We start from the raw sequence: 24,976 nt of genomic DNA on the forward strand, positions 1-24,976 counted from the left end.
TAATTTGCACTTTTAAAAGAGGTTTTAGAAGAATTTTGTCGAATTATATATTATAGGAGGGATTGAATTGACAAATATTGTAAATCAAATAATTGAAAATAAATTTCGCGAAATTCAAAGCAGACTCCCTGCTAATATAAAAATATTTAACACTGATAAACCTTTTGCTGAAGTTTTAAACAATGCTATAGAAAATCAACAATACAATTCAGGAAATGTGAGTAATAATGCGCCATCAAAAAATACAAATTTACAACAAATTGAAGATTTAATACAACGGGCCAGTCAAAAATATAATGTAGATGCAAATCTCATCAGAGCGGTCATCAAAGCAGAGTCTAATTTTAATCCATTCGCAGTTTCTTCTGCAGGAGCGATGGGACTTATGCAGCTTATGCCTTCAACTGCAAAGGAATTAAATGTATCCAATCCTTTTGACCCTTCTCAAAATATAGATGGAGGAGTAAGATACCTAAAAAATTTGTTAGACACTTACCATGACATAAGATTAGCATTAGCTGCATATAATGCTGGTCCTCAATCAGTAGAAAAATATCAAGGTATTCCCCCTTACCAAGAAACTATAAATTATATAAACAAAATTTTAAATGACTTATATAATAAATAATAAAGGAGCCAAAAAGGCTCCCCTATTTGTTGTATTTTGCACTTTTATATCTTTGTTGAGAATCCAAAATCTTTTTTCGTATTCTAATGCTTTGAGGAGTAACTTCCACTAATTCATCATTATCTATAAACTCTAATGCTTCTTCTAAGGACATCTTTTTTACAGGAGATAGCCTCAAAGCCTCATCCGCCGTTGCAGACCTTAAATTTGTCACATGTTTTTTCTTACATACATTGACATCAATATCTCCACTTCTTGAATTAACTCCCACAACCATCCCTTCATACACTTTTGTACCTGGCTCTATAAAAAGTGTCCCTCTCTCTTGAGCATTGTAAAGGCCATAAGTTGTCGCAACCCCCGTCTCAAAAGCTACAAGAGCGCCTCTCGTACGAGAAGGAATGTCTCCTTTGTAAGGTGCATAATCATAAAAGACAGAGGTCATTATGCCATTTCCTTTTGTATCTGTTAAAAATTCAGACCGATACCCTATTAAGCCTCGTGTAGGTATTTTAAACTTAAGCCTTATAGTTCCTGGCTTTAATGTGTGCATATCCATCAATTCAGCTTTTCTCGGTCCTAATTTTTCCATCACAACTCCCATATATTCTTCAGGAATATCTATTGTCAAAAGTTCAATAGGTTCCATTTTTACTCCATTTATTTCTTTAAAAATCACTGTAGGCTTAGAAACCTGTAATTCATACCCTTCCCGTCTCATAGTCTCAATTAAAATAGAAAGATGCAGCTCTCCTCTTCCAGACACCTTAAAAGAATCAGTAGAATCTGTTTCTTCAACTCGCAATGCGACGTTTGTCTCTAGCTCTTTAAAAAGCCTTTCTCTTAAATGTCTTGAAGTAACGTATTTACCCTCAGTTCCAGCAAAAGGACTGGTATTTACACTAAAAGTCATAGAAACTGTTGGCTCTTCTATGCGAACAAAGTCTACCGCCTCGGGGTTATCTCTATCTGCAATGGTCTCTCCAATCTCAATATCGCTTATGCCAGAAACCGCCACAATATCTCCCAAGCTTGCTTCTTCTACTTGCACTCTTTTTAGTCCTTCAAACTGATATAGATTATTTATGTGAACTTTTTGTATTGACCCATCTCTTTTACATATAGCCGCTTCTTCCCCTGAAATTATTTTTCCTCTAACTACTTTTCCAATGGCAATTCTCCCAATGTAATCATCATAATCTAAAGTAGTCACTATAAGTTGTAATGGTGCTTCAATATCTCCTATTGGTGCAGGAATATAGTCTAAAATCGTATCAAAAAGAGGTCTCAAGTCATGAGACTCTTCTTCTAAACTTAATTTTGCTATACCTTCTTTTGCAGAGGTGTAGACAACAGGGAAATCAACTTGGTCATCATTTGCTCCTAATTCAATAAATAGATCTAAGACTTCGTCAATAACCTCCTGAGGCCTTGCATCAGGCCTATCAATTTTATTTATGACAACTATAGGTTTTAGATCCAGTTCCAATGCTTTACTTAATACAAAACGGGTCTGTGGCATAGGTCCTTCAAAAGAATCTACCAACAAAAGTACCCCATCTACCATTTTTAATACTCGCTCTACTTCACCGCTAAAATCTGCATGTCCTGGGGTATCCACTATATTTATTTTCACATCTTTATATCTAACAGCAGTATTTTTGGCAAGAATTGTTATGCCTCTTTCTCTTTCTAAATCGTTAAAATCCAAAATCCTTTCCTCAACTTTTTCATTTGCCCTAAAAATACCGCTTTGTTTAAGCATAGCATCAACCAAAGTAGTTTTTCCATGATCAACATGAGCAATAATGGCTATATTTCTTACATCTTCTCTTACATATTTCATAAGGTATCTCCTTCCATAAAATAGGCTATATCGCGTATACAGTATTATATGATATATCAAGGAATAAAAATAGTCAATATAAAAAAGAGCACTCCTTGGAGTACTCTTTTTTTATGCTTATCTTATAACGCGTCGTGCTGTAGTATAATGGTCTTTATAATATCCCGAAGTTATATTACTTATTATCACTTTTCCAGCCCCTGAAGAGCTGTGTATAAACTCACCATTGCCTATATATATTCCTGAGTGATTTATCACACTACTTCCCAAAGTTTTAAAAAATACCAAATCTCCTGGTTGAAGGTTGCTATAACTTACATATTCTTCTACAGTAGATTGGTCCTTCGCCGTTCTTGGTAAATTAATATCAAAATTCTTAAAAACATATTGAACAAAACCGGAACAATCAAACCCTGCAGGAGATGAACCTCCATACACATACTTGGTTCCCAAAAGAGATTTAGCAAATTCTATAAGCTTGTTTACCACACTTCTATCTACGTCTCCTCTTGATACAATCGTTTGTGTTCCTACTGATAAATATTGGCCATATATCCAACCTTCTCTTCCATCTGAAAGCCTTATATTGTACCATCCATTTTGATTTCCTAATACATCCACTTTTGTATTTTTTGTAACTTGTGCTATCACATTGGCAGATATATTACCTGCACTTCTCACATTTACTACACTACCTGTTACTATGCCAACAGCTATTGGTGTTCTATTAACACTTCCTCTTGATACAGTAGTATCTACACTTTTTACTGCTAAATATTGACTGTAAATCCATCCTTCTTTGTTGTTAGAAAGTCTTACTTTGTACCAATCATTTTGCTTTCCTAAAACATCTACTACAGTATTTTTTGCAAGTTGTGTTATTATGCTTGCAGATAAACTGGCTGCACTTCTTACGTTCACTCTACTACCGGTCACAGTACCAACTCCTGTTACCGGTGCATTTTGGCCATTAACTAATGCTAAATACTCTCCAAAAACCCAACCTTCTTTTCCATCTGAAAGCTTAATCTTGTACCATCCATTTTGCTGATCTAACACAGTCACAGTATCATTTAAATTTAGCCGTGTAATAATGCTTCCTGATAAACTGCCCTGCGTTCGTACATTTACATAATTTCCCGTAATCTTTCCAACTCCCAATCCTTCTGCAAACGCTGGGTTCAAAAAAGAACTACCAATCAGCGTCGCGCCAAACACAGAAATTCCAAAAATCATCTTTCCTATTCGCTGATCCACTGCAAATCTCCTTCCTTTATTGCCTCCGGAGTTAGCTGTCGGGTGCGGGACAGAAGGTATCCCTACTGCAGCTTCACTGCAGATTAACCCCAAAAAGCGGTTCCTCCGTACCTTTCGGATTCGGCAAGATTGCATATTTTGTCCTTTTGTCTTATCTTATCATATCCTACAGTCAAAGTCAATGTTTACATTACATTTTCTTAAACTTTTTAATCTTTTTTTAATATATTTTATAAAAAATTAATAATTTGTGTGACAAAAAAATAAAAGGCTTAACGCCTCTTTTCTCTTTTATTTATGGTGCGGATTTATTTATGGTGCGGAGGGTGGGACTTGAACCCACACGGGAAACCCCATACGCCCCTCAAACGTACGCGTCTGCCAGTTCCGCCACCACCGCACGCTTTTTTAATTTCGTCACACTATGAATTATATAATCTTTTTAGGTCAGTGTCAATACCTATTTTTTAATACTACTTTTTTATATACCATTTTTCTATATTGTCGAAAACATTAAATCCAGTAGGGTCCACACCTTTTACATTGTCATATGCCATAACTGCTCCTTCAATATAGAAAAGGCCAATTATAGGTTGTTCCTCTAAAAAAACTTGTTCCAAAACTTGATAATCTGCTTTTAAAGAATTTTCTTCTAAATCATAAAAAATTCTACTATATATTTCATCAACTTTAGAATTACTATAACCCATAAAATTATCTTTGCCTTTTGTCATAAACATCGCAGACATATCTTGATTATAACTTAAATTCCACTCCATTAGCACCAAATCAAACTTACCCGAATACACAGAACTTAGTAAATTATCCCAATCTTTTGGTACAATTTTTATTTCAATTCCTATGCTTTTTAAATTATTCTTTATAATTTGAGCAGTCTTAATTAAATAAGGATTATTTACATTTACTATCAAATCAAATTTAAGTTGATAAGTTCCATTGTTCCTTATCCCTTTAACTAAATTCCAACCATTTTCCTCTAATATTTTATTTGCCTCTTTTATATCGTAATTATGAGCTACTATTTTACTACTATAAAGCCATGAATCAGGGCGGACTGGAATGCATGACTTTAACCCATGACCAAAATATACATCTCTCAAAATTTTGTCAGTATCTATTCCATAACACATCGCTTTCCTGACATTTGAATCTTTCAACGCTGGATTTTGATAATTAGGAGCCATAAATACATAATCTTGCATAACGTATTTATAAATATTTACATTTGAAAGCTCTTTGTATTTATCCCAGTCTATGTCACTTAAAAAAGTAAAATCTGCTTCTTTGCTTTGAAAAGATGTTATCATGGCATTTTCATTAGGCACAATTTTAAATACTATATTATCTATATAGGGTTTGTCGCCTCTATAATAAGGATTTTTTTCAAAAATAACCTCTCTGCTAACACTGTAAGAAGATATCTTATATGGTCCTGTACCAATAGGTACGATGTCTTTATTTAAAATATCTTCCTTGCTCTTGTATTGGTGCTCGGCTAAAATAGGAAAAGTAAATAAAGCTATTGGATTTGCAGCAGGTTTATTTAAAACAACTTCAAATTCATAATCACCGTTTGTCTTATAAGAGGAGAGATAGTTAATGAGAATGTCCTTATAAGGGCTTTTTACCTCCTTACTTTTAAAAGAATCAAAAGTAAATTTTACATCATTAGCTGTAAAACTTACTCCATCCTGCCATTTAACATTCTTTTTTAAATAAAATTTTATATTAAGTCCATTTATATCCCACTTTTCTGCTAATTGAGGAACAGGTTTTAAAGTTTTATCTAAAGTAACTAATCCTTCCAATGACAAATTCAACATTTGCCTTACTCGTTCATTGCTGTTTAAAAAAGGATTTAACGTATCAAAAGAAGTAATATTTACTCTTAAAGTGCCACCCTCTAGTGGCTTTTCTTCTTCAATCTTAGTTTTATCCTCAGAAGCTTGCGGCAAATTTACCATATTTTGTGGAGTGGTTTTGCATCCTGTAAAAATAAACATCAAAATGAAAGATAATATAATAAATTTTCTCATTAACTATCATCTCCGAAAACTATTTTATCTTTTTCAATTTTTTATTTTCTATAATACCAGGAATTCTCCCTCTTTTAGCAACAGGTACCCCTTCTACTTCTTTTATATCCATTGTCATGTCAATAGGTTGAGCATCAGATATGTAACTTCCAACACCAAAAGCATCTGCCCCACTTTCAGAAAGTTTTGCAACTCTTTCAGGATCTAAACCTCCAGAAACTATAATTTTTACATTTGTAAATCCTTTTTGATTAAGCCTTTGTCTTAGTTCATAAACCAAACTGGGAGTAACACCTCCTCTTTCTGATGGAGTATCAAGTCTTACTCCGTATAATCTATCCCCTAAAAATTCAGCAACCCTCAAAGCCTCTTCCACTTCGTCTTTAAAAGTATCAACTAAAATGGTTATCTTCTCATCAGGGGGAGTTATATCTCTGTAAGCTTTCACCACTTCTAATGTATCTCCTGCAATCAAAAAAGCAGCATGAGGTACTGTCCCTTTAGGGTCTTTTCCCATTAATTTTGCACCTAAAACACAGCTGGCATCATCTGCCCCTCCAACGAGTGCCGCCCTTTCCATCACAGGTGCCACAGCTGGATGTACATGTCTCGCGCCAAAACATAATATTGGTTTGTCTTTGGCAACTTCTTTAAGCTCCCTTGCTGCTGTTGCCCAACCAGAAGAACTTGCAAGAATTCCTAATATTGCCGTCTCATAAATTCCAAACTCACTATAAGGCCCTTTTATCCTCATTACTGTATCTTTAGCTTCAAAAGTATCTCCTTCTTCCAAAGACCATATTTCCACATTTTTATCTTTAAGTAAACTCATTACTTCTGGTAACCCTGCAAAAACTCCTCTTTTTCTTGGAAATATCTCCGCTGTGACTATTTTATCTTGTACACTAAGATATGACAAAATATCCTGGGTTCTTAAAAAATACACATCCGTAGTCCATGCATTTTTTATTTCTTCATGAGTAGCTGAGAAAAACTCCCTATCCTTTTCGATTTTTACCTCATTTAGGTCTTTTAAATGTTTTAATTGTTTCATTTGTGTCCTCCCTTTTTATTTTCTTTTTTAACGATACTATTATACCAATTTTTCAGCTTTTTTTGTATATACTAATTTTCATATCAATTTTTAGTTTCATATATGAACTTATACATCTGATAAACTGCTAACACCTTTTTTATATATCTATTTGTCTCAGGAAAAGGAACAGCATGTAGCTGCTTCCCATCCTTCGAAAATTTTTTGTCTTTAAGCCATGCATCTACATTTCCACTACCTCCGTTATAAGCTGCTATAGCCAACTGCATATTCCCATTGAAATTTTTAAGAAGATAACTCAAATACCATGTCCCCATTTGAATATTGTATTTAGGTTCAAAAAGCATATTATTACTGTAGTTTTTTATCCCTATTTTTTTAGCAATCCACTCTCCAGTCTCTGGTAAAATTTGCATTAATCCTATAGCATTTTTACTGGAAATTGCATTACTTTTAAAATTACTTTCTACTTTTATTACGGCAAAAACAAGATAGGGATCTACTCCATACTCTTTTGCGTAATAAACTACATAATTCTGGTATTTAAGAGGATAAATTTTTTTTAAAAAATAATAAGTATTTAACTCGTAAGTAAACAAAAGACCTAGTAGTATCAAAAATATTACCGCAACTTTTTTTCTCAAAGTAACTCCTCCGATATCATGATTTATGTTGCAAATCTTCCCCAAAATAGTGTAACTTGTTTTTCCATAGCTTTAAAATCCTTACTATTGTTTATTATAAAATCTGCGTATCTTATTTTTTCATCCAGAGGCATTTGACTTTTTATACGATTTAACGCGTCTTTGTAAGAAAGTTTATCCCTTTCCATAACCCTCTTTATTTGAGTTTTTGAATCTACTACTACTAGCCAAACTTCATCTACCATTTTATAAAGTTTCATTTCAATTAAAAGAGCTGCGTCTAATACAATAGCCTTTTGCTGATTCTTTTTTCTTTCTTCTTCTATTTTTTCTTTTATTCGTTCTATTATTATAGGATGAGTAATTTCATTTAATTTTTTAAGCTTCCTTCTGTCAGCAAACACAATATTACCTAATTTCTTTCTGTCAATTTCTCCGTCCTCCTTTAAAATTTCTCTGCCAAAATATTCTACAATTTTATTATATGCTTCTGTTCCCTTTACCATTATTTCTCTCGACACGATATCTGCATCAATAACCACAGCCCCCATCTTCTTTAAAAGCTTAGAAACAGTGCTTTTCCCAGACGCAATGCCACCAGTCAGTCCAATTACTTGCATTTTGTACACCTCACTTGGCTAAAAACCAATTGGGTCCTACTCCAATTTCCACTACAAGGGGAACTTTTAATTGTACTACATTTTCCATATTATCTTTGAGTATCTTTTTTACGATTTCTACTTCATCTTTATAAGTATCCACTACAAGTTCGTCATGAACTTGTAATATAAGCTTAGACTTAAGCTTTAATTTTTCTAAATCGTTGTACACTCTAACCATTGCCATTTTTATTATATCGGCAGCACTTCCCTGTATTGGAGCATTCATCGCTAACCTTTCAGCCTGTGACCTTTGAGTAAAATTTCTGGAGTTTATCTCAGGAATATATCTTCTCCTGTTCATTATTGTAATCACATAGCCATTTTCTTTTGCAAATCGAACTATTTTTTCAATATATTCTTTTACTCCTTTGTATCTTTCAAAATAATTATTTATATACTCTTTTGCCTCTTTTCTTGATATTTTAAGGTCTCGAGAAAGCCCGTAATCGCTGATGCCATATATTATGCCAAAGTTTACGGCTTTTGCTGCTCTTCTCATCTCTGGTGTAACTTTTTCCATTGGGACTTTAAAAACTTCCGAAGCAGTCCTTAAATGTATATCTTCATTATTCATAAAAGATTCTATTAGCTTTTCATCTCCCGAAACATGTGCTAAAACTCGTAGTTCAATCTGAGAATAATCAGCTGAGACAATATACCCATCTTTAGTCCGCGGAATAAAAGCTCTTCTAATTTGCCTTCCAAATTCTTCTCTTATAGGTATATTTTGTAGATTTGGCTCGGTACTGCTTATTCTGCCTGTAGAAGTGACCATTTGCTTAAAATTAGAATGTACTCTATTGTTTTCATCCATGAGAGGCAAAAATCCATTTATATAAGTAGATTTAAGTTTTGTAAGTTGCCTATACTCTATTATATCATTGACAATATTATTGTAAGGAACTAATTGCTCTAAAACTTCAGAATCTGTAGAATACCCTGTTTTTGTTTTCTTTATTACTGGTAAATTTAATTTTTCAAACAAAAATTCACTTAATTGCTTAGGAGAATTTACATTAAATTGATACCCTGCCTCTTTATAAATTTTATCTAGTATTTCTGCTATTCTATCATTTATTTTTTGTGAAAGCTCTTTTAGGACTTCTTTATCCAATGTAAAACCACTTACTTCCATTGATTTTAAGACTTCTACAAGAGGCATTTCTATTTCCAACAAAAGTCTTTTCATATCCATTTCTTCAATAAAATTCATCAACTTTTCTCTTAAATCAAATAGATGTACACATCTACTGCAAATGTAATCAGCAAGTATATCTTCTCCTATTTCTTCAAGTTTCTTTTTATCCCTACCTTTGCCAAATACCTCTTCATAAGATGGAACATCAACCTTTAAATATTTTTTTAGCACACGATCTAAATCATAGTTAGACTCAGAAGGATTTAAAAGATAAGCCATTATAGCAGTATCCATGTACTTGCTTTTACACTCTATTCCTTTATAAGAAAGCTTAACTAAAAAATCTTTTATTTCATGGGTTGTAAATTCAAATTTTTCTTTTTCAAAAATCTCTTTTAAATCTTTTATTTGAAAACCATCAATATAAACAGTATCGTTTCCAAAAGAAAAAGCTATTTTCTTTATTTCCCCTTCATAAATTAGTGGATAAAAAGCAATACTTTTGCTATCTTGCAATAAAGCTATTAATTTTTTTATATCTACTTTTGACCATTTTTGAACTTTATGATTATTTACAATCTCTACGTTATTTTTTTTCTTTATGCTATCAATCAAACTAAAGAATTCTAATTTATTAAAAAGCTCCAAAAGCTTCTCCTCATTAAAGTCTTTTACTCTATATTCCTCAAAATCTATCTCAATGGGAATGTCTCTTTTTATAGTAGCAAGTTTTTTACTCATTATAGCTAATTCTTTATTATTTTCTATATTTTCTTTTATCTTACCTTTGAGCTGAGAAAGATTTTGTAGTAAATTCTCAATTGTTCCAAAGTCTTTTAATAGTTTAATTGCTGTTTTTTCCCCTATATTAGGTATTCCAGGGATGTTGTCAGATTTATCCCCCATTAGTCCTTTTAAATCTATAAATTGGTGAGGAGTTATTTCATATCTTTCTAAAACAGCCTTTTCGTCAAACTCTTCCATCTGAGTTATACCCTTTTTAGAAATCTTCACTTTCACTTTATCCGAAACTAATTGAAGCGCGTCCCTATCTCCTGTAACTACAAGCACTTCCATTTCTTTTTCCTCTGCCAACTTTGAAATAGTACCTATGATGTCATCAGCTTCGTAACCTTCTAATTCTAAAATCTTTATATTAAAGCCCTCAATAATTTCTTTTAAAAGGTCTACCTGTTCAGCCAATTCTTCTGGCATTGCTTGTCTTGTAGCTTTGTAGTCTTGATACTCTTTGTGTCTAAAAGTAGGAGCTTTTTTGTCAAAAGCAATAGCTATGTAATCAGGTTTTTCCTCTTCAATAAGTTTTATAAGCATCATAGTAAAACCGTACAAAGCATTTGTATGTAATCCTTCACTTGTAGTAAGCATAGGCAATGCATAATAGGCTCTGTACATGAGGCTACTCCCGTCAATTACTAAAAATTTAGACATTAAATCACTCCCATTTTTATTTCTTTGTATTTTAATATACCGCAAAAAAAAGAAGATGTAAATTGTCATCTTCTTTTTTTGATCTGAGAAATTACACTTTCAAATTCAACCTCCTAAAATTAAATAGTAAATTAGGTCATCGCAAAACTCTAAAAACCTCACAAACACTTTTGTCAAATTCTTATATAGATTAAACTCAAAAACAAAATGTAGGAAATTGTCACAAGTTTTTTATTCACTGTCACAAAGACATAACTAAAGGAAATTAGGGAGCACATGCTCCCTATGTTTTTTTTAATAAAATCCCTAAACCAATTATAATCAGCAAAACAGGCCAAATAATTTTAAAACTCAACCAAGGTAATAATCTATCTAGCAAAAGCAATGCTCCAAAAATCACTAAAGCCCAACCTAAAACTTCGTTTACTTTGTTAGATTTATCTTCTGCTTCTACCGTACTATCTTGTTGGTGTTCTTCGGCTTTAGGCTCTTCTTCTACAATTTTTCCTTTTAATTGATAAGGATTTTCCGGTATTAATATCCAAGCAATGATATACGGAATCAGTCCAATACCACTAAATATCGCTAAAAGGCAAATAATTCTTACTAAAGTCACGTCAATGTCCAAATACTCCGCTATTCCTCCACAGACTCCTCCTACCATTTTTTCCACCCTAGACCTGTACAATTTTCCACTCATATTGTGACCTCCAATCTAATACTCTACTTATCATAAATCAATAAAATTCAAAGGAAATAAATAGAAAAACTTACTCGTAAAAATTAAGATTAAAATCGCCAATAATATAACTCCTATGTTAATATCGCTCTTTTCATTTCCATATAATTTACTGCTAAATATCAGTTCTAAGCCCAGCAAAATAAAAAATATGGGCCATATCATTTTGTAAACTAAAGAAGGTATAAATACGTTAAAATTCGGTAAAAGTAACAAAATCCCCATAAATATAAGAGAAAGTGCACTGGCTAAAATTCCTGCCCTTCTTTTCATTTTTACCATGCCTCCTTTACTTCACTCTATAAAACATTATACATATTATGAAAGTATAAAGTCAAAATAAAAAATTTTTATAAAAAATATCTTTGGAGGTGTAATAATGGATAACAAATGGTATTTTGATATAGCTCCCGGCGCTGTTGATGACTTAAAAGCCCATGCAAAAGACATAACAACTCTTATTCCTTTTTGGTATGGAGTAAAAGAAGATGGAACTTTAGCCGACATGTCTTCAAATGAAGTCAAAAAAATCGCTTCTGATAACAATTTGCCTCTTTATCCTATAATCCACAATTATTCGGACCCAAAAAAGTCACAACTAATACACGACTTATTATCCTCTACCACTTTGAGAGATACTTTAATTGCAAGTATTAGAGATATGGCAGTCGCAAACAATTACCCCGGTATAAATATAGATTTTGAGTTTGTTCCCCCTGAAGACAGGTCAAATTTAAACACTTTTTTAGAAAACCTTTATACTTCCTTAAAAGCGGTAGGAAAAATTGTTACAATATCAGTGCCAGCAGAATTAAGTGATAACCCTCAGCATCCTTTTTCAGGTGCTTTTCAATATTCCTTTATCGCTCAAAATGCAGACCAGATATACATTCTCGCATACGATGAACACTTCTCACAGCCAGGGCCTATTGCTTCTATAGGCTTTGTCACAAATGTTTTAAATTATGCCGTAACAGTTATTCCACCTGAAAAAATATGGCTGGGAATGGCAGTATATGGCTACGACTGGACAGAAGGAATAAACTATCCTCGCACCCTCACATATGAACAGGCTGTAACTTTAGCTCGAAATCTTGGAGTAACTGTAATATATGATGAAACAGCACAAGAGTCCACTTATACCTACGTTTTAGACGGAAAAACCCATACAGTTTGGTTTGAAGATTCAAGAAGTTTTTCTGCAAAATTATCTCTTGTAGATAGATACAAACTATCAGGAATAGCAATTTGGCGATTAGGTCAAGAAGACCCTGCTATATGGAATATTTTAAAAGAAAGGTAATTTTCTTTATTTTTTTCAGGAACTTTTTTGATTTATTTACGTCTAACTAGATAAAGATACTAAAAAAGGAGGTTTTTTATGAAAAAATTTACATCTCTCGTTATTGTCCTTGTTTTCCTGTTTGCACTTATGATGCCATCAAACATGGCATTGGCACAAGCTACAGAAGAACAAAAAGCAATCGAAGCCTCAGAAATATACATATCAAAGGATAAAGCTATTGAAATAGTGAAAAAAGCCTTCCTTTTTCAATAAGCGATTACAAGTTAACTAACGCAAACTTATATACTGGTTATGATTATCCTCCTGCTAAATCTAATCCTGTGTGGTCTTTTAACTGGACCTTAAACAAAGAAGACAAATACTACTATGTATATGCTACAGTTGACGCTGTCACAGGTGAACTTAAATCTTTTAACAAGGGCAGTCCTGATATAGATAATGTGCAGGGAAAACAATCTTTATACACTAAAGAGCAAATGAAAAAAATCGCCGAAGAATACCTTAAAAAAACAGTTCCTGATAAGTTCAGTAAAACAGAATATCAAGAGGCAAATCTTCCCGAAGATTCTAAAATGATTGAAATGCCGACATATCCTTTCAGATATGTAGAAGTAGCAAATGGAATTTTGTGCCCTTTTAACACAATAAATGTTAACGTAAGCCCATATACGGGTGAAATAGTTGGATACTCAATCAATTGGACTTCGGTAAAGTTACCTTCCCTAGAAAACTATCGCCCATGCCGGGCGCACATAATTTAAAGGCACGGTTTCCCGTGCCTTACTTTTTATACCTTGCCCTTTCTCCCCCTATTAACTTAGGCCTTGTCCTTGCAGCAACAATTGTAGCTTCCCCTATTTTATTTCGGCTTAATCTCACAGGAACGACTACGGGCCTTAAGTGCATTCCAATTAGTACAAGCCCTATGTCAAGCCCGGCGTGCCCCAATCCTTTTAAATTCTCCACCATCACAGGGTTTTTGTATTGTTCATAAGCGTAAGTCTGTAAAGAGCCGCCAGCATGCTCATGAGGAATGACATTTACCACTTCAAGCCCGTACTTCTCTTGTGCCTCTTCTTCCACCAAAAGTGCCCTGTTTATGTGCTCACAACCCTGTACCGCAAGGTAAAGCCCTCTTTTATATATTGCCTCCAGAATCGGGTCCATTACTGCTTTTGCCACATCAAGACTTCCTGCAGTTCCCACTTTCTTGCCCAATATTTCACTTGTACTTCCACCCAAGACAAAAAGACTCCCCGGCTTTAAATTTGCTATGTCAAGTAACTCCTCTATGACCTCCTCTGCCTGCTTTGAAATCTCTTTTAAATCCATTTCTATCCCTCCTGAACTACCCTTTACCACCATTACCATATTCAAAATGAATCCTTTCACTGTCCTTAATAAAAAACACTAAATCTTGTGTTAAAATGCCCCATTGGCATATGTTTTTTATTCACTTTCTAACTTTTCGAATCCTTTGGTAAATAAATCATTCCCGTATTTTCTTCTTCTCTTCTCTGCTACTGAGTAACAATAATCATCATCTCTTGGAGAAACCGCTACTATATTCATGAGTTTTTTATCTCTAACGAGTGTATACACTACTCTTATTCCTATATCCTTGTACTTGTCCCACATATTATTCAATCTCCACCATATCGATGTACTTTTTTAATTCTTCTTTTGTCAATCCATCTTCTTTAAGAATCTCCTCAAAAGGTATAGTTTCTCCTTCTTTTAAATTTTTTGTCCTTTCGATTGCAAGCTGTAAAAGTTCAAGGTCTTCCTGTGCTTCTATAAGTTCATCATATTCTTCGATAGGTATAATTACTGCTTGAGGTTTGTTATTTTTAACAACTATATAATGTTCCTTTTTTTTAGCAACCTTCTCTATAATTTTTGATGCTTTTCCTCTCCCTAAATCACTCACGGAAATCATATACGAAGCCAAATCTTTAAGATTTAAAAACTTTCTTTTGCTCATAACTGCATCACCCACTTTTATCAATGTACATCCCTCCTTCCTATTTTATTCTTTGCTCAATTAAATTATACCAGTAGTATAACAAATTTTCAATTAAAAATTAATGAAAATTTTAATGAATTATTAACTTCATTTATCATCTGAAAAATTATGGCCCTGTATAGGGTAATTACTCTCTACAGGACCTTTATATCAAAACTTTGTAAGACATGGGGAGGGTTTGAAAAATTTACTCATCAATCCCTTCCATGAATTCAGTTACAACTTCAATATACTCGTTAACCAGCTCTATAAGATTTTTATAATTGTCAAAAATTATTTTGTGGTTTACATCTTCATACTGGTGAACAATTCTATTTCTCATGCCTGTAAAAGAGGCAAGCTGTCTTGCAACTTTATCAGGTAAAATCTTTTTATCTCCAAGTATTATAAAAGATTCATAATAACTTTTAGGAGGTTTTAGTCCTTCGTATTCTATAATTAAAGAATTTATATCCATGCAAGTCTCTATTATAAGCTGTATTAGTCTTTCACCAGTATAGTAAATGAAGTAATTACTCACGTATTCTTCATAGGTATATTCAGTTATTGGCAGAAGTTGTTTTACATAATTAGAAAGACTTATCAATTTGCGGCGGATGACATCTTTGTAATTCATTTTTTATCCCCTTTTTTAAATAATTTTCTTCCAATTTTCTTAACTTTTTTACATCATCATAACTTTTGACAGAATACAAATAAAAATCTATATATGCTCCAGAATAAGCTTGATACAGCACTTTACAACTACTTATAATTTCAAAACGCAAAAGTGGATCTGTATAGTTTAAAACTACAACGTCAATGTCTTCCCTGTTGAAAATTTCTACAAGTTCTCTTAATATTGAGCTATACAGATTCATATCTATATTTTTATCAAATTTTATTCCAATGTCTAAATCGCTTGATTCACGGACTCTTCCCTTTGCATAGGAGCCAAATATCAATATTAGTGAAATATTATACTTATTAACAAACTCTTTTAGCTTTTTTTTATCATAGAAAATACCATCTACTTTATAAAACATTTACTTCCCCTCACATAACAAATAATACAAAATATCTAGTCGTACTATACACTCCTATAACTCACTGCAATATCTTTTTCTCTTCAGGAGTTAAATCTCTTGTGGGTGAACCTATGTCTTTATAAGGGCCACTTTTTATCGTTATTTCTTTTAAGCCCAATTTGTCATACAACCCTTCGTAGTTAGTGTATTGCATTATAACGCCAATGCTTCCAGACTATCATTTTTATGGTAGTAGTTTTTCCAGCACCGTTAGGGCCTAAAAATCCAAATATTTCACCAGCATTTACAATAAGATCAATATTGTCAACAGCTTTTACTTTGCCTTTGTTGTAAGACTTTGAAACACCATTTAATTCTATCAAGTTTTACACCTCCATTTTCTCACTCTTCTATTATAACATAAAATTGTTCAAAATTTGCCAATAAATATAGTGTTAAAAAACTTTTAGCCTTCATATTATTATTTTGAATTACATTAGCGAGGAGGAGAGCAATTGGATATCAAAAAATATCATAAACCAATTGGTCTTTTGCTGGCATTAATTTTTTTAACTTATTTTTCTATATCTTTTTTTAATAAAACCGTGCAAACAACTTCAGATAACAAAGAAGAGATAAAACCAGTGTTAGATGAATTTTTTAAAAGAAGAGGAAGTGTACTGTTAAGTGGTGACTTAACAGAAATAGAAGGCTTTTACGACAAATCATCTACATATGGCAGATGGGCATTGGACCATGAAAGGAGGCGAATTGAATACGTTAAAGGATGGTCAGAAAAGAGAAATCTTAAGTTTACAGAAGCAGAGTCCTTTTACAGGATAAAAAGCATAAAAGCTGGTGAAAACTCTATTTGGGTATATCTTGTGGAAACTATGAAAATGGGATATGCATACAATGTAAAAAGCAATATAATAAATTACATGGGGCTAGGTATAAGGCATTCTATACAACTTGTAAAAGTTGATGGAAAATGGCTTATAAGAAGAGATTGGTACTATGACCCTCTTGATGAAGATTCAGCCTATATAGACGCTGCTCCTGCCGATGGGATACTGCCTGAAATTACTTCTACTGTTTCAAAACCACAAACCGAAGAAGAAGCAAAGCCTAAAAAGAAAGGTAAATATGACAGAGAAGGAGCAGTAGCCTATGCTGATAAATACGCAGGAGCCGCTTGGGGAAGTGGTAATAACTATGAGTATAATCCCAAATACAGGGATTATAACGGGATAGGAGGAGACTGTACTAATTTCGTTTCCCAAGTATTACACGAAGGGGGAGGACTTCCTATGGATTATGTATGGTTCTTTGATGGCAAAGACTCCTCCACTGCCTGGGCGCAAGCACCCGCTCTTTTTAACTATCTCATTTATACAGGGAAGGGTAAATTAATTGCAAAAGGATATTATATAGATATGGTAAAACCTACTGAACAGCATCCAAAAGGAGCTATAGCAGAAATTGAAAAAGGAGACCTAATCTGCTATGAAGAAAAAGGAGAAATAGTTCACTTTGGAGTAGTTACAGGCTTTGATTCTATGGGAATACCTGTTGTAAACACTCACACTTCTGATAGATACCATGTTCCCTTTGACTTGGGATGGGATAAAAGGGTAATTTATAGGTTTATACATATAAACGATTAAAGATAGAGAAAAACTCTATCTTTAATTTTTTTCATCTGCTTCTTGAAGTTTTATAATGTTTTCGTCTTTAGGATTATTGTCATGGTGATGCCTTACAATGCCTACTATTCTCTCATTTAACCCAATTTCCTTACAAATTTCTGCACCATATTCTGCATGGTTATAATACACTTTTAAAAAATATACGGGCCTTTCGAGAAGATTAGCTAAAAAAGGAATTTTCTTTAAAATCACCGCTATGGCTTTTTTTGTAGGAGTAATTTTCGCTTTTATCTTTCCAATATCATGAAAAATAGCCGCCTTTAAAAGGTCATACTCCTCTACCCCATATTTATCAATGAGATAATAGCACACATCTAAAGAATGTCTCTTTTCATAAACAGGCAATTTATTGAAGTATTCCAACTCTTTTTCGTTTAAAAAATTCATTAAAAATTTATAATCTTCCTCATAAATTTTGGCCTTTTTCGCTTTAAAATATTGTTTTATCCTATTCACAAAATCACCTTTATTCTAATATTATACCTTCTTTTTCAAGGGCCTCCAATACTTTACCTGATTTTATAATATCAAAACAGGCATTTATGTCAATATAAAGTTCCCTATCTTCTTCCAACGGCTTAACGTATTTTCTTACTAAATCATATATTACTTGTGATCCTTTCCCTTTTTTTAAACCTTTCTTAAACTCCATTGCCTGCAAAGCTGCCATAAGTTCTATTGCTATAACCCTTGTAGCGTTTTCTATTATTTCCCTTGCCTTTCTCGCAGCAATAGTGCCCATACTCACATGGTCTTCTTGATTTGCAGAAGATGGTATAGAATCAACAGAAGCTGGATGCGCCAAAACCTTATTTTCTGACACTAAAGAAGCTGCTGTGTATTGAGCTATCATCATACCAGAATTTAGTCCCCCTTTTTCAGTCAAAAAAGGAGGAAGGTCGTTTAATTGATAATTTACAAGCCTTTCAATCCTTCTTTCGGAAATATTAGCAATTTCAGAAACTGCAATACCTAAAAAATCCATAGCTAATGCAATAGGTTCACCGTGAAAGTTACCCCCAGATATTACATCGCCATCGTCAGGAAAAATTAAAGGATTATCTGTTGCAGAATTTATCTCCCTTATGAGAACATCTTCTACATATTCAATGGCATCCCTTATAGCTCCATGGACTTGGGGAATACATCTTAACGTATAAGCGTCTTGAACCCGTATTTCTCCCTGTCTCGTTATGAGCGTACTTTCCTCACACATTTTCTTTATATTTTTAGCCACAACCATTTGACCCCTATGAGGCCTCACCATTTGGACTCTATCGTCAAAAGCATCAATTATTCCTCTCAAAGCTTCTAAAGTAATAGAAGATATAGCATCAGCAGATTTTATAAGTCTTTTAGAATCATATACATTTAAACACCCTATTGCCGTCATTACTTGAGTACCATTTATCAATGCTAAACCTTCTTTTGAACTCAAAACAACTGGAGCAATTCCTGCCTCTTTCATTGCTTTTTCTCCAGACATTCTTTTACCTTTGTATAAAGCTTCTCCCTTTCCTATCATCACAAGAACCATGTGAGCTAAAGGTGCAAGGTCTCCGCTTGCTCCTAAAGATCCTTTTTCAGGTATAACAGGAGTTACTCCTTTGTTTAACATTTCAATCAATGTCTTTAAAGTTTCAAGCCTTACTCCTGAAAAACCCTTTGCAAGAGCATTTGCCCTCAAAAGCATTATTGCTCTTACTACTTCTTCTGGAAGTGGCTTCCCTACCCCGCAAGAGTGACTCATAATCAAATTCTTTTGCAAAATTTCTGTATCCTCTTTAGATATTACTACATCGCTAAAATTCCCAAAACCAGTTGTAATTCCATAAACCACTTTTTCATCATTTACATATCTTTCTACTATTTTTCTAGAATGAAGTACTCTTTCTTCAGCAATGCTACTAAGCTCTACCCTATAGCCATCTCTTGCTACGTGCACTACATCCTCTATTGTAAGATTATTCCCATCTATTATGACCTTCCCCATAATCTACCTCCTTTTTACGTTAATTCTTTATCGCAATAAAACAAAAAACGCGAGAGTTTATCCTCTCGCGTTTTTTTATTAAATTGCAAAATTTTTCTATCATTTCCAGTCCCACACTCAACCATTAATATTATTATAAGTATATTATATATATTCTACAAAGTTTAAAAAAATCCTTTTAAAATTTCAAAATTCTATGTTTGATCAAGGCTTGATAAAACTTCGTCAAAAACTCCTATTCTGCAAATTTTCTTATTTCCATCCCAATGTCGGCATATTTCGCAGCTTCTTTCTTGTAAAGATACAGACATAGTCAAATTATTTCCATAGCGAGATGGATCTAACTCAAAATCCTCACAACTTCTTCCTACAGCTTTCAATTGCTCAGTACTCACTACAGAATCACCACCTATAATTTATAATCTTTTTATACTTTCTTCTACATCAAAGGGAGTCATTCCTGTCGCATCTATCACCGGAACATTTGTCAAAACATCATCTATGCCTAACATATTTCTACTTTGCCCCGTTATAACTATGGCGTCATAGGCATTTAAATCGCTTTTTTCTGAAAGAGTCTCTTTTAATTCTACAACCTCATATCCCTTTTGCTTTAAATAATCTTTAATATTGGAAAGCTGGCTTTCTACTGCTATTCTTTTTCCCATCTCAACACCTCCTGTGATTCATTCAAATAGTAGTATTCTCCACATCGATTATTTTATACCTATAACTGTTTCTCCGACTAAGACAACTAACAAAGATAAAAGCCACACTACTAACATTGCAATAATAAGATAGCTTCTCTATATTTTTATAAATTTTCTCTCTTCTCTCCTCTCTGGTAATTCTTCTTTATAATAAATTTTTTTGATAAATCTTATATCATCGATCTAATAGGAAATATACAATACATCACCTAATAATCCTACACCAGCTTCTATCAAAAAAAGATATACAAAAGCAAACTAAAAGAATTTATCATAACATTATAAAAATTTAAAATTTGATTTTTTAGCAGGATTTTGATACCTTTGTATAGAATAAATATAGTTGTCCATTTTTTAGGGTGGGGGGTACAAATGAAAAAGAGAAAAGAGAAATACCTCAATATTATGATTATTCCTGATTCAACTCAGCAAATCAAAAGCTTTAAAATCTCTATTCCCTTTATAAAAACAACGGTAACAGTAGCTTTTTTAATAATTATGGTTGCTACAGCTTTTTTAGTTTATTTTAGTAAAACAACTTTTTACTTATACAGTGTGATAGCAGAAAAAGATAAAGAAATCGAGCAATTAACTTCCCTTATAGAAGAACAAGACAAAAAAATAGCTACTTTAGACAAAAATGCTCAACTGGTCAATGAAAAAATTAAAGGCTTAAACGAATTAGAAGAAAAAGTAAGACGCATGGTTGGATTATCAACTCCTACTACAAGCCGTGGCAGTATATCAAGAAGCACTAGATCCGATGCTAACATTTCCTTTGATAATGAAGCAACAGCCGAACTTATTTCACAAATAGATCAAAAAACACAAGATTTTCAAGACCTTATTACAAAAGTGTCAACTAGACTTGATTATCTGGATTCAATACCCAGTGCTTATCCAGTATATGGTACAATAACCTCCCTTTTTGGAAGGAGAAAGTCTCCTTTTGGCTCTGGAACTGAATTTCATGCTGGAATGGACATATCTGTACCTACAGGAACTCCAGTAAAAGCCGCTGGAAAAGGTAGAGTTACATATGCAGGATGGTTATCAGGATATGGTAAGGTAGTAATTATAGACCACGGTTATGGAATTCAGTCCGTATATGGCCATAATTCTGAAATTCTTGTTAAAGTAGGCCAAAGTGTAAAAAGAGGCGATATAATAGCAAAGTCGGGGAATACTGGAAGAAGTACTGGCCCTCATGTTCACTTTGAGGTTAGAGTAAATGGCAATCCCGTAGATCCTATGAAATATCTTGCAAAGGGGAATTGATATGTTTCAAAAAAGAGAACAGATTGTAGAAGTTAATCCTGACAAAATTGACACCGTCATAGGAAAAAATTCAACTTTTGAAGGTACAATTAAATCCGAAGGCACTCTAAGGATAGACGGTAATTTTACGGGTCAAATAGAAACAAAAGGCAACATTGTAATAGGTGAGTCAGCAAAAATAGAAGCTAATATAACAACTGATAATATAATCGTTTCAGGCGAAGTGAAAGGAAATATATTTGCCAAAGGCCAGCTACAACTTACTTCTACTGGAAAACTTTATGGAGATATAGAAGTTCAAAATTTGATAATTGAAGAGGGAGCTATTTTTGAAGGAAAGTCTAAAATGACAAAGTCTTCTCCTTCAGATTTTAACAAAAAAGATGAACAAACAAAATAAAAAGGCCACCTTACGGCCTTTTCAGTTTGTTGACAAAGTTGAAAAATATCAAAGGAGATATTTTGCATCGTCACTCCGGTGTTCCAAAGCGACAAAACTAAAGCTCGACCTTCGGGCTCCGGCAGGGTACCTACGTCAGGTGGCATCCATGCCTTAAGGTGCCCGCCTCCGCCATCCATGGCTTCGGCCCTGCCTCCACCCTTGGTCTTGCTAAGTTTTGTTGCCGCTTTGTAACAAGTCGCTCCTTATGCAAAATATCTCCTTTACGAAAGTTTGTCTACAGTCTAAAAAGGCCATCTTACGGCCTTTTTTATATTATAGGAAGATATATGCCGTTTTCATTAGATTCTCCTTCTAAAACCTCTTTCAGTATATTTATCCCTTTTTCTATCTCCTCCAACTCACAAGAGGCAAAACTTAATCTTATAAAATTGGTCTCTTTTTTTATTGCAAAAAACATGTCTCCTGGGACTATAAGTAAATTTTTCTCTAAACATTTAGAATATAAATTTTTAGCAGAAATATTGTCTTTAAGTCTTAACCAGTAGTAAAAACCCCCTTTAGGATATTCAAATTCTACATAATTTTTTAACATCTGAAGTCCATTACCCATCTTTTCAAACCTTTTTTTCATTACTTGTTTTATTTCTTCAATATGATTTTTCCAAATATTTTCTCTAAGATATAAATCAAAGGCTCTTTGCATCAAACCTGAAGTAGATAAATCTGTCACATATTTGGCTTTTAGGAAACTACTTACTAGCCTTTCTGGAGCAATTATAAAACCTAACCTCAAACCCGGCATGTATATTTTTGAGAAGCTTTTTATATAAATGACTCTGTCATATTTATCATAAGCTTTAAGTGGCAATATCTTTTCTTCAGTAAAACTTAAATCACTGGCAAAATCATCTTCTAAAATATAAGTTTCATATTTTTCCGCCAACTCTATTAGTTTCTTCTTTTTTTCCTCACTGTAAACAATGCCGGTGGGATTGTGAAAATTGGGTATTGTATATATGAACTTTGGCTTAAATTTCTTTAACTTATCCTCCAATTCCTCTAAATTTATTCCATCTTTTTTTAAATCCACTTCTAAAATCTCTGCTCCTCTCGATTCAAAAGAGGCTAAAGCCCACGAATAGGTGGGTCTTTCAACAATTATGCTATCTTCAAAATTTATTAGCGCTTTCGATACTACATCTATACCTTGCTGTCCCCCAGAAATTACCTGTATATTTTCAACATAAGTAAATATTTCATCTTTCTTTACAAATTCTTTTATAGATTCTCTTAATGGTTTATATCCTCTTGTGTCTTGATACTCAAAAGCATATCCTCCATCTCTTCTCAATACTCTATTGATTAAATCTCCAAAATCCTCCACTGGAAAAAGCTCTGGATTAAGAGATGAAGAAGCAAAATTTATAATTCCTTTCTTTAAGGGAATTTCTCCTTGGTCTGTTAATTTAAAGCTTTCATCAAGGTCCTCTTCTTTTTTTATATCTTCACAAACGTAAGTACCACTTCCTACTTTAGTATATATATATCCATTTTGCTCTAAAAGCTTATAAGCATTAATCACTGTAATATTGTTTACCCCCAACTCCTTTGCAAGGCTTCTTATAGTGGGGAGTTTATATCCACCTGGCAGGCTGCCATTCTCTATAAATCTTTTTATTTGACTGTACAATTGAATATATAAAGGCACATTTTTATTTTTATCAATTGTTATTTTATTCATATCCATCCCTCGCAAAATTGTATCGCTACAATTATTATACCATTATCATGACAAAAATTCTTTTTAATTTTAAAATATATTATAATGGATATGGAAGAAAAAATATTATAAAGAAACCAAATGAGGTGAGATCATGTTTTTACTTTTAAAAGGGGGAGAAGTTTACTCTCCTCAGCCTTTAGGTAGAAAAGATATTTTAATCTGCAATGGAAAAATAATAAGAATTGCTGATGAAATAAAACCTATGAAGGAATTTGGAAATGTAGAAATTGTAGATTTACAAGGTTTTATCATAGTTCCAGGTTTCATTGACCAACACGTCCACATCGCAGGAGGCGGTGGAGAAGGAGGACCAGCCACAAGGACACCTGAAATAACTCTATCTGATATCACAAAAGGCGGAATAACTACAGTTGTAGGCCTCTTGGGAGCAGATGGAATAACGAGAGGCATGGCTTCTCTTCTTGCAAAAGCAAGAGCTTTAGAGCAAGAAGGCATAACTACCTACATTTATACAGGAGCTTATGAACTTCCTACACGCACTTTAACAGGAAGTGTAAGATCAGACTTAGTTTTAATCGACAAAGTAATAGGTACTGGAGAAATCGCCATTTCAGATCACAGGTCTGCACAACCAACTATTGAAGACTTGACAAAACTTGCTGCAGAAGCAAGAGTTGGAGGTCTTTTAGGGGGTAAACCCGGAATAGTTCACCTTCATGTTGGAGATGGAATAAGAGGATTGTCCCCGTTATTTGAAATAGTGGAAAACACTGAAATACCTATTACACAATTTGTTCCTACTCATATAAACAGAATAGGACATTTATTTGAACAAGGATTAAAATTTATAGAAATGGGTGGCGTAATTGACCTTACTTCTGATATAAAGCCGGACGCCCACACAAAAACTGCTTTAACACCAAAAGAAGCAATTAAAAAAATCGTAGAAAACAAATTACCTATAGAAAAAGTCACTATGAGCTCTGATAGCAATGGTAGCATTCCTGTATTTGATGAAAATAAGCGATTGGTAAAGGTTATGGTGGGAAGTGCACAAACTCTATACCGCGATTTAAGAGAAGTTATAGTGGAAGGGATACTGCCAATAGAACAAGCAATTAAAATAATAACAGAAAATGTAGCAAAAGTGTTGAATTTATATCCAAACAAGGGGTGTATCAAGGAAAAATCAGACGGGGATATAGTAGTATTAGATAGCAATTTAAATATTCATTCTGTTATTGCAAAAGGAGTATTCATGATAAAAGATAAAAAAATAGTAAAAAAAAGCATGTTTGAAGAATAAAAGAGGCGGTCTCACGCCTC

General features: G+C 33.3%; 27 protein-coding genes, 1 tRNA gene, 2 pseudogenes and 1 riboswitch. Of the genes and pseudogenes, 8 read left to right on the forward strand and 22 right to left on the reverse strand.

Annotated elements, in window-relative coordinates; translation table 11 throughout:
- Positions 1-67 precede the first annotated feature (67 nt).
- Positions 68-628, forward strand: a complete 561-nt coding sequence (locus THEBR_RS07455; RefSeq protein WP_004401676.1) for a lytic transglycosylase domain-containing protein — start codon at positions 68-70, stop codon at positions 626-628.
- Positions 629-650: 22 nt separating this feature from the next.
- On the opposite strand, the gene typA is transcribed toward THEBR_RS07455, so the two are convergent.
- The 10 genes from typA to THEBR_RS07505 form a co-directional block, all read right to left on the reverse strand.
- A complete protein-coding gene (gene typA, locus THEBR_RS07460) occupies positions 651-2,474 on the reverse strand; it encodes a translational GTPase TypA (RefSeq protein ID WP_012269447.1) in 1,824 nt (607 codons plus the stop codon).
- 117 nt (positions 2,475-2,591) lie between these two features.
- Complete coding sequence (locus THEBR_RS07465) at positions 2,592-3,731, reverse strand: C40 family peptidase (protein WP_013570824.1); 1,140 nt, start codon at positions 3,729-3,731, stop codon at positions 2,592-2,594.
- A 5-nt stretch (positions 3,732-3,736) separates the two neighbouring features.
- Positions 3,737-3,867: riboswitch (cyclic di-AMP (ydaO/yuaA leader) on the reverse strand.
- Positions 3,868-4,046: 179 nt separating this feature from the next.
- A tRNA-Leu gene (locus THEBR_RS07470) sits at positions 4,047-4,131 on the reverse strand.
- Between the two features lie 73 nt (positions 4,132-4,204).
- The gene (locus tag THEBR_RS07475; protein WP_012269449.1) at positions 4,205-5,788 is read right to left on the reverse strand and encodes a peptide ABC transporter substrate-binding protein; all 1,584 of its coding nucleotides are present in this window, start codon (positions 5,786-5,788) and stop codon (positions 4,205-4,207) included.
- Positions 5,789-5,807: 19 nt separating this feature from the next.
- Entirely contained in the window at positions 5,808-6,842 is a 1,035-nt protein-coding gene (locus THEBR_RS07480; protein WP_012269450.1) for a nicotinate phosphoribosyltransferase, read from the reverse strand.
- Positions 6,843-6,925: 83 nt separating this feature from the next.
- Positions 6,926-7,486 (reverse strand): lytic transglycosylase domain-containing protein, encoded by a 561-nt coding sequence (locus THEBR_RS07485; protein ID WP_003866947.1) that lies wholly within the window; start codon positions 7,484-7,486, stop codon positions 6,926-6,928.
- Positions 7,487-7,509: 23 nt separating this feature from the next.
- Positions 7,510-8,106: a dephospho-CoA kinase gene (coaE, locus tag THEBR_RS07490; RefSeq protein ID WP_012269451.1), complete on the reverse strand. Its 597-nt coding sequence runs from the start codon at positions 8,104-8,106 to the stop codon at positions 7,510-7,512.
- 10 nt (positions 8,107-8,116) lie between these two features.
- Positions 8,117-10,735, reverse strand: coding sequence for a DNA polymerase I (gene polA, locus THEBR_RS07495; protein WP_012269452.1), 2,619 nt, complete (start codon positions 10,733-10,735; stop codon positions 8,117-8,119).
- A gap of 283 nt (positions 10,736-11,018) precedes the next feature.
- Complete coding sequence (locus tag THEBR_RS07500) at positions 11,019-11,435, reverse strand: PspC domain-containing protein (protein ID WP_003866950.1); 417 nt, start codon at positions 11,433-11,435, stop codon at positions 11,019-11,021.
- 30 nt (positions 11,436-11,465) lie between these two features.
- A complete protein-coding gene (locus THEBR_RS07505; RefSeq protein WP_003866951.1) occupies positions 11,466-11,747 on the reverse strand; it encodes a LiaI-LiaF-like domain-containing protein in 282 nt (93 codons plus the stop codon).
- Positions 11,748-11,853: 106 nt separating this feature from the next.
- On the opposite strand from THEBR_RS07505, the gene THEBR_RS07510 reads away from it, so the two are divergent.
- The 3 genes from THEBR_RS07510 (at position 11,854) to THEBR_RS07515 (ending at position 13,541) form a co-directional block, all read left to right on the forward strand.
- Complete coding sequence (locus THEBR_RS07510) at positions 11,854-12,777, forward strand: glycosyl hydrolase family 18 protein (protein ID WP_003866952.1); 924 nt, start codon at positions 11,854-11,856, stop codon at positions 12,775-12,777.
- Positions 12,778-12,855: 78 nt separating this feature from the next.
- Complete coding sequence (locus THEBR_RS12405) at positions 12,856-13,032, forward strand: hypothetical protein (RefSeq protein WP_003866953.1); 177 nt, start codon at positions 12,856-12,858, stop codon at positions 13,030-13,032.
- Positions 13,033-13,100: 68 nt separating this feature from the next.
- Positions 13,101-13,541, forward strand: a complete 441-nt coding sequence (locus THEBR_RS07515) for a YcdB/YcdC domain-containing protein (RefSeq protein WP_003866954.1) — start codon at positions 13,101-13,103, stop codon at positions 13,539-13,541.
- A gap of 19 nt (positions 13,542-13,560) precedes the next feature.
- On the opposite strand, the gene THEBR_RS07520 is transcribed toward THEBR_RS07515, so the two are convergent.
- The 7 genes and pseudogenes from THEBR_RS07520 to THEBR_RS07545 all read right to left on the reverse strand — a co-directional run.
- Positions 13,561-14,112, reverse strand: coding sequence for a TIGR01440 family protein (locus tag THEBR_RS07520; RefSeq protein WP_013337639.1), 552 nt, complete (start codon positions 14,110-14,112; stop codon positions 13,561-13,563).
- A gap of 117 nt (positions 14,113-14,229) precedes the next feature.
- On the reverse strand, positions 14,230-14,418 hold the full coding sequence (locus THEBR_RS07525; RefSeq protein ID WP_013337638.1) for a hypothetical protein: 189 nt from the start codon (positions 14,416-14,418) through the stop codon (positions 14,230-14,232).
- Position 14,419: 1 nt separating this feature from the next.
- On the reverse strand, positions 14,420-14,788 hold the full coding sequence (locus THEBR_RS07530) for a type II toxin-antitoxin system Phd/YefM family antitoxin (protein ID WP_003866956.1): 369 nt from the start codon (positions 14,786-14,788) through the stop codon (positions 14,420-14,422).
- 205 nt (positions 14,789-14,993) lie between these two features.
- A complete protein-coding gene (gene hepT / locus THEBR_RS07535; RefSeq protein WP_009052635.1) occupies positions 14,994-15,422 on the reverse strand; it encodes a type VII toxin-antitoxin system HepT family RNase toxin in 429 nt (142 codons plus the stop codon).
- Positions 15,376-15,831, reverse strand: a complete 456-nt coding sequence (mntA, locus tag THEBR_RS07540) for a type VII toxin-antitoxin system MntA family adenylyltransferase antitoxin (RefSeq protein ID WP_009052636.1) — start codon at positions 15,829-15,831, stop codon at positions 15,376-15,378. The genes hepT and mntA overlap by 47 nt, the downstream gene beginning before the upstream one ends.
- A gap of 64 nt (positions 15,832-15,895) precedes the next feature.
- A pseudogene (locus tag THEBR_RS11810) lies at positions 15,896-16,048 on the reverse strand (S49 family peptidase); the annotation flags it as partial.
- Position 16,049: 1 nt separating this feature from the next.
- A pseudogene (locus THEBR_RS07545) lies at positions 16,050-16,196 on the reverse strand (ATP-binding cassette domain-containing protein); the annotation flags it as partial.
- A 132-nt stretch (positions 16,197-16,328) separates the two neighbouring features.
- Here THEBR_RS07545 and THEBR_RS07550 point away from each other — a divergent pair.
- The gene (locus THEBR_RS07550) at positions 16,329-17,480 is read left to right on the forward strand and encodes an amidase domain-containing protein (protein WP_012269453.1); all 1,152 of its coding nucleotides are present in this window, start codon (positions 16,329-16,331) and stop codon (positions 17,478-17,480) included.
- 21 nt (positions 17,481-17,501) lie between these two features.
- On the opposite strand, the gene THEBR_RS07555 is transcribed toward THEBR_RS07550, so the two are convergent.
- The 4 genes from THEBR_RS07555 to THEBR_RS07570 all read right to left on the reverse strand — a co-directional run bounded on the left by THEBR_RS07555 (position 17,502) and on the right by THEBR_RS07570 (position 20,183).
- The gene (locus THEBR_RS07555; protein WP_012269454.1) at positions 17,502-17,978 is read right to left on the reverse strand and encodes an HDIG domain-containing metalloprotein; all 477 of its coding nucleotides are present in this window, start codon (positions 17,976-17,978) and stop codon (positions 17,502-17,504) included.
- A 10-nt stretch (positions 17,979-17,988) separates the two neighbouring features.
- Positions 17,989-19,515: a histidine ammonia-lyase gene (gene hutH / locus THEBR_RS07560; RefSeq protein ID WP_012269455.1), complete on the reverse strand. Its 1,527-nt coding sequence runs from the start codon at positions 19,513-19,515 to the stop codon at positions 17,989-17,991.
- Between the two features lie 194 nt (positions 19,516-19,709).
- Complete coding sequence (locus THEBR_RS07565) at positions 19,710-19,910, reverse strand: hypothetical protein (RefSeq protein WP_003866964.1); 201 nt, start codon at positions 19,908-19,910, stop codon at positions 19,710-19,712.
- A gap of 21 nt (positions 19,911-19,931) precedes the next feature.
- Positions 19,932-20,183, reverse strand: a complete 252-nt coding sequence (locus THEBR_RS07570) for a YkuS family protein (RefSeq protein WP_003866965.1) — start codon at positions 20,181-20,183, stop codon at positions 19,932-19,934.
- Positions 20,184-20,597: 414 nt separating this feature from the next.
- On the opposite strand from THEBR_RS07570, the gene THEBR_RS07575 reads away from it, so the two are divergent.
- On the forward strand, positions 20,598-21,503 hold the full coding sequence (locus tag THEBR_RS07575; RefSeq protein WP_012269456.1) for a M23 family metallopeptidase: 906 nt from the start codon (positions 20,598-20,600) through the stop codon (positions 21,501-21,503).
- 1 nt (position 21,504) lies between these two features.
- A complete protein-coding gene (locus tag THEBR_RS07580; protein ID WP_003866967.1) occupies positions 21,505-21,903 on the forward strand; it encodes a bactofilin family protein in 399 nt (132 codons plus the stop codon).
- 310 nt (positions 21,904-22,213) lie between these two features.
- On the opposite strand, the gene pdxR is transcribed toward THEBR_RS07580, so the two are convergent.
- Complete coding sequence (pdxR, locus tag THEBR_RS07590) at positions 22,214-23,647, reverse strand: MocR-like pyridoxine biosynthesis transcription factor PdxR (RefSeq protein WP_012269457.1); 1,434 nt, start codon at positions 23,645-23,647, stop codon at positions 22,214-22,216.
- Positions 23,648-23,780: 133 nt separating this feature from the next.
- Here pdxR and iadA point away from each other — a divergent pair, with 133 nt between their 5' ends.
- The gene (iadA, locus tag THEBR_RS07595; protein WP_009052641.1) at positions 23,781-24,956 is read left to right on the forward strand and encodes a beta-aspartyl-peptidase; all 1,176 of its coding nucleotides are present in this window, start codon (positions 23,781-23,783) and stop codon (positions 24,954-24,956) included.
- Positions 24,957-24,976: the final 20 nt, after the last annotated feature.

The sequence above is a fragment of the Thermoanaerobacter brockii subsp. finnii Ako-1 genome (genome assembly GCF_000175295.2).
Lineage (GTDB): Bacteria > Bacillota > Thermoanaerobacteria > Thermoanaerobacterales > Thermoanaerobacteraceae > Thermoanaerobacter > Thermoanaerobacter pseudethanolicus.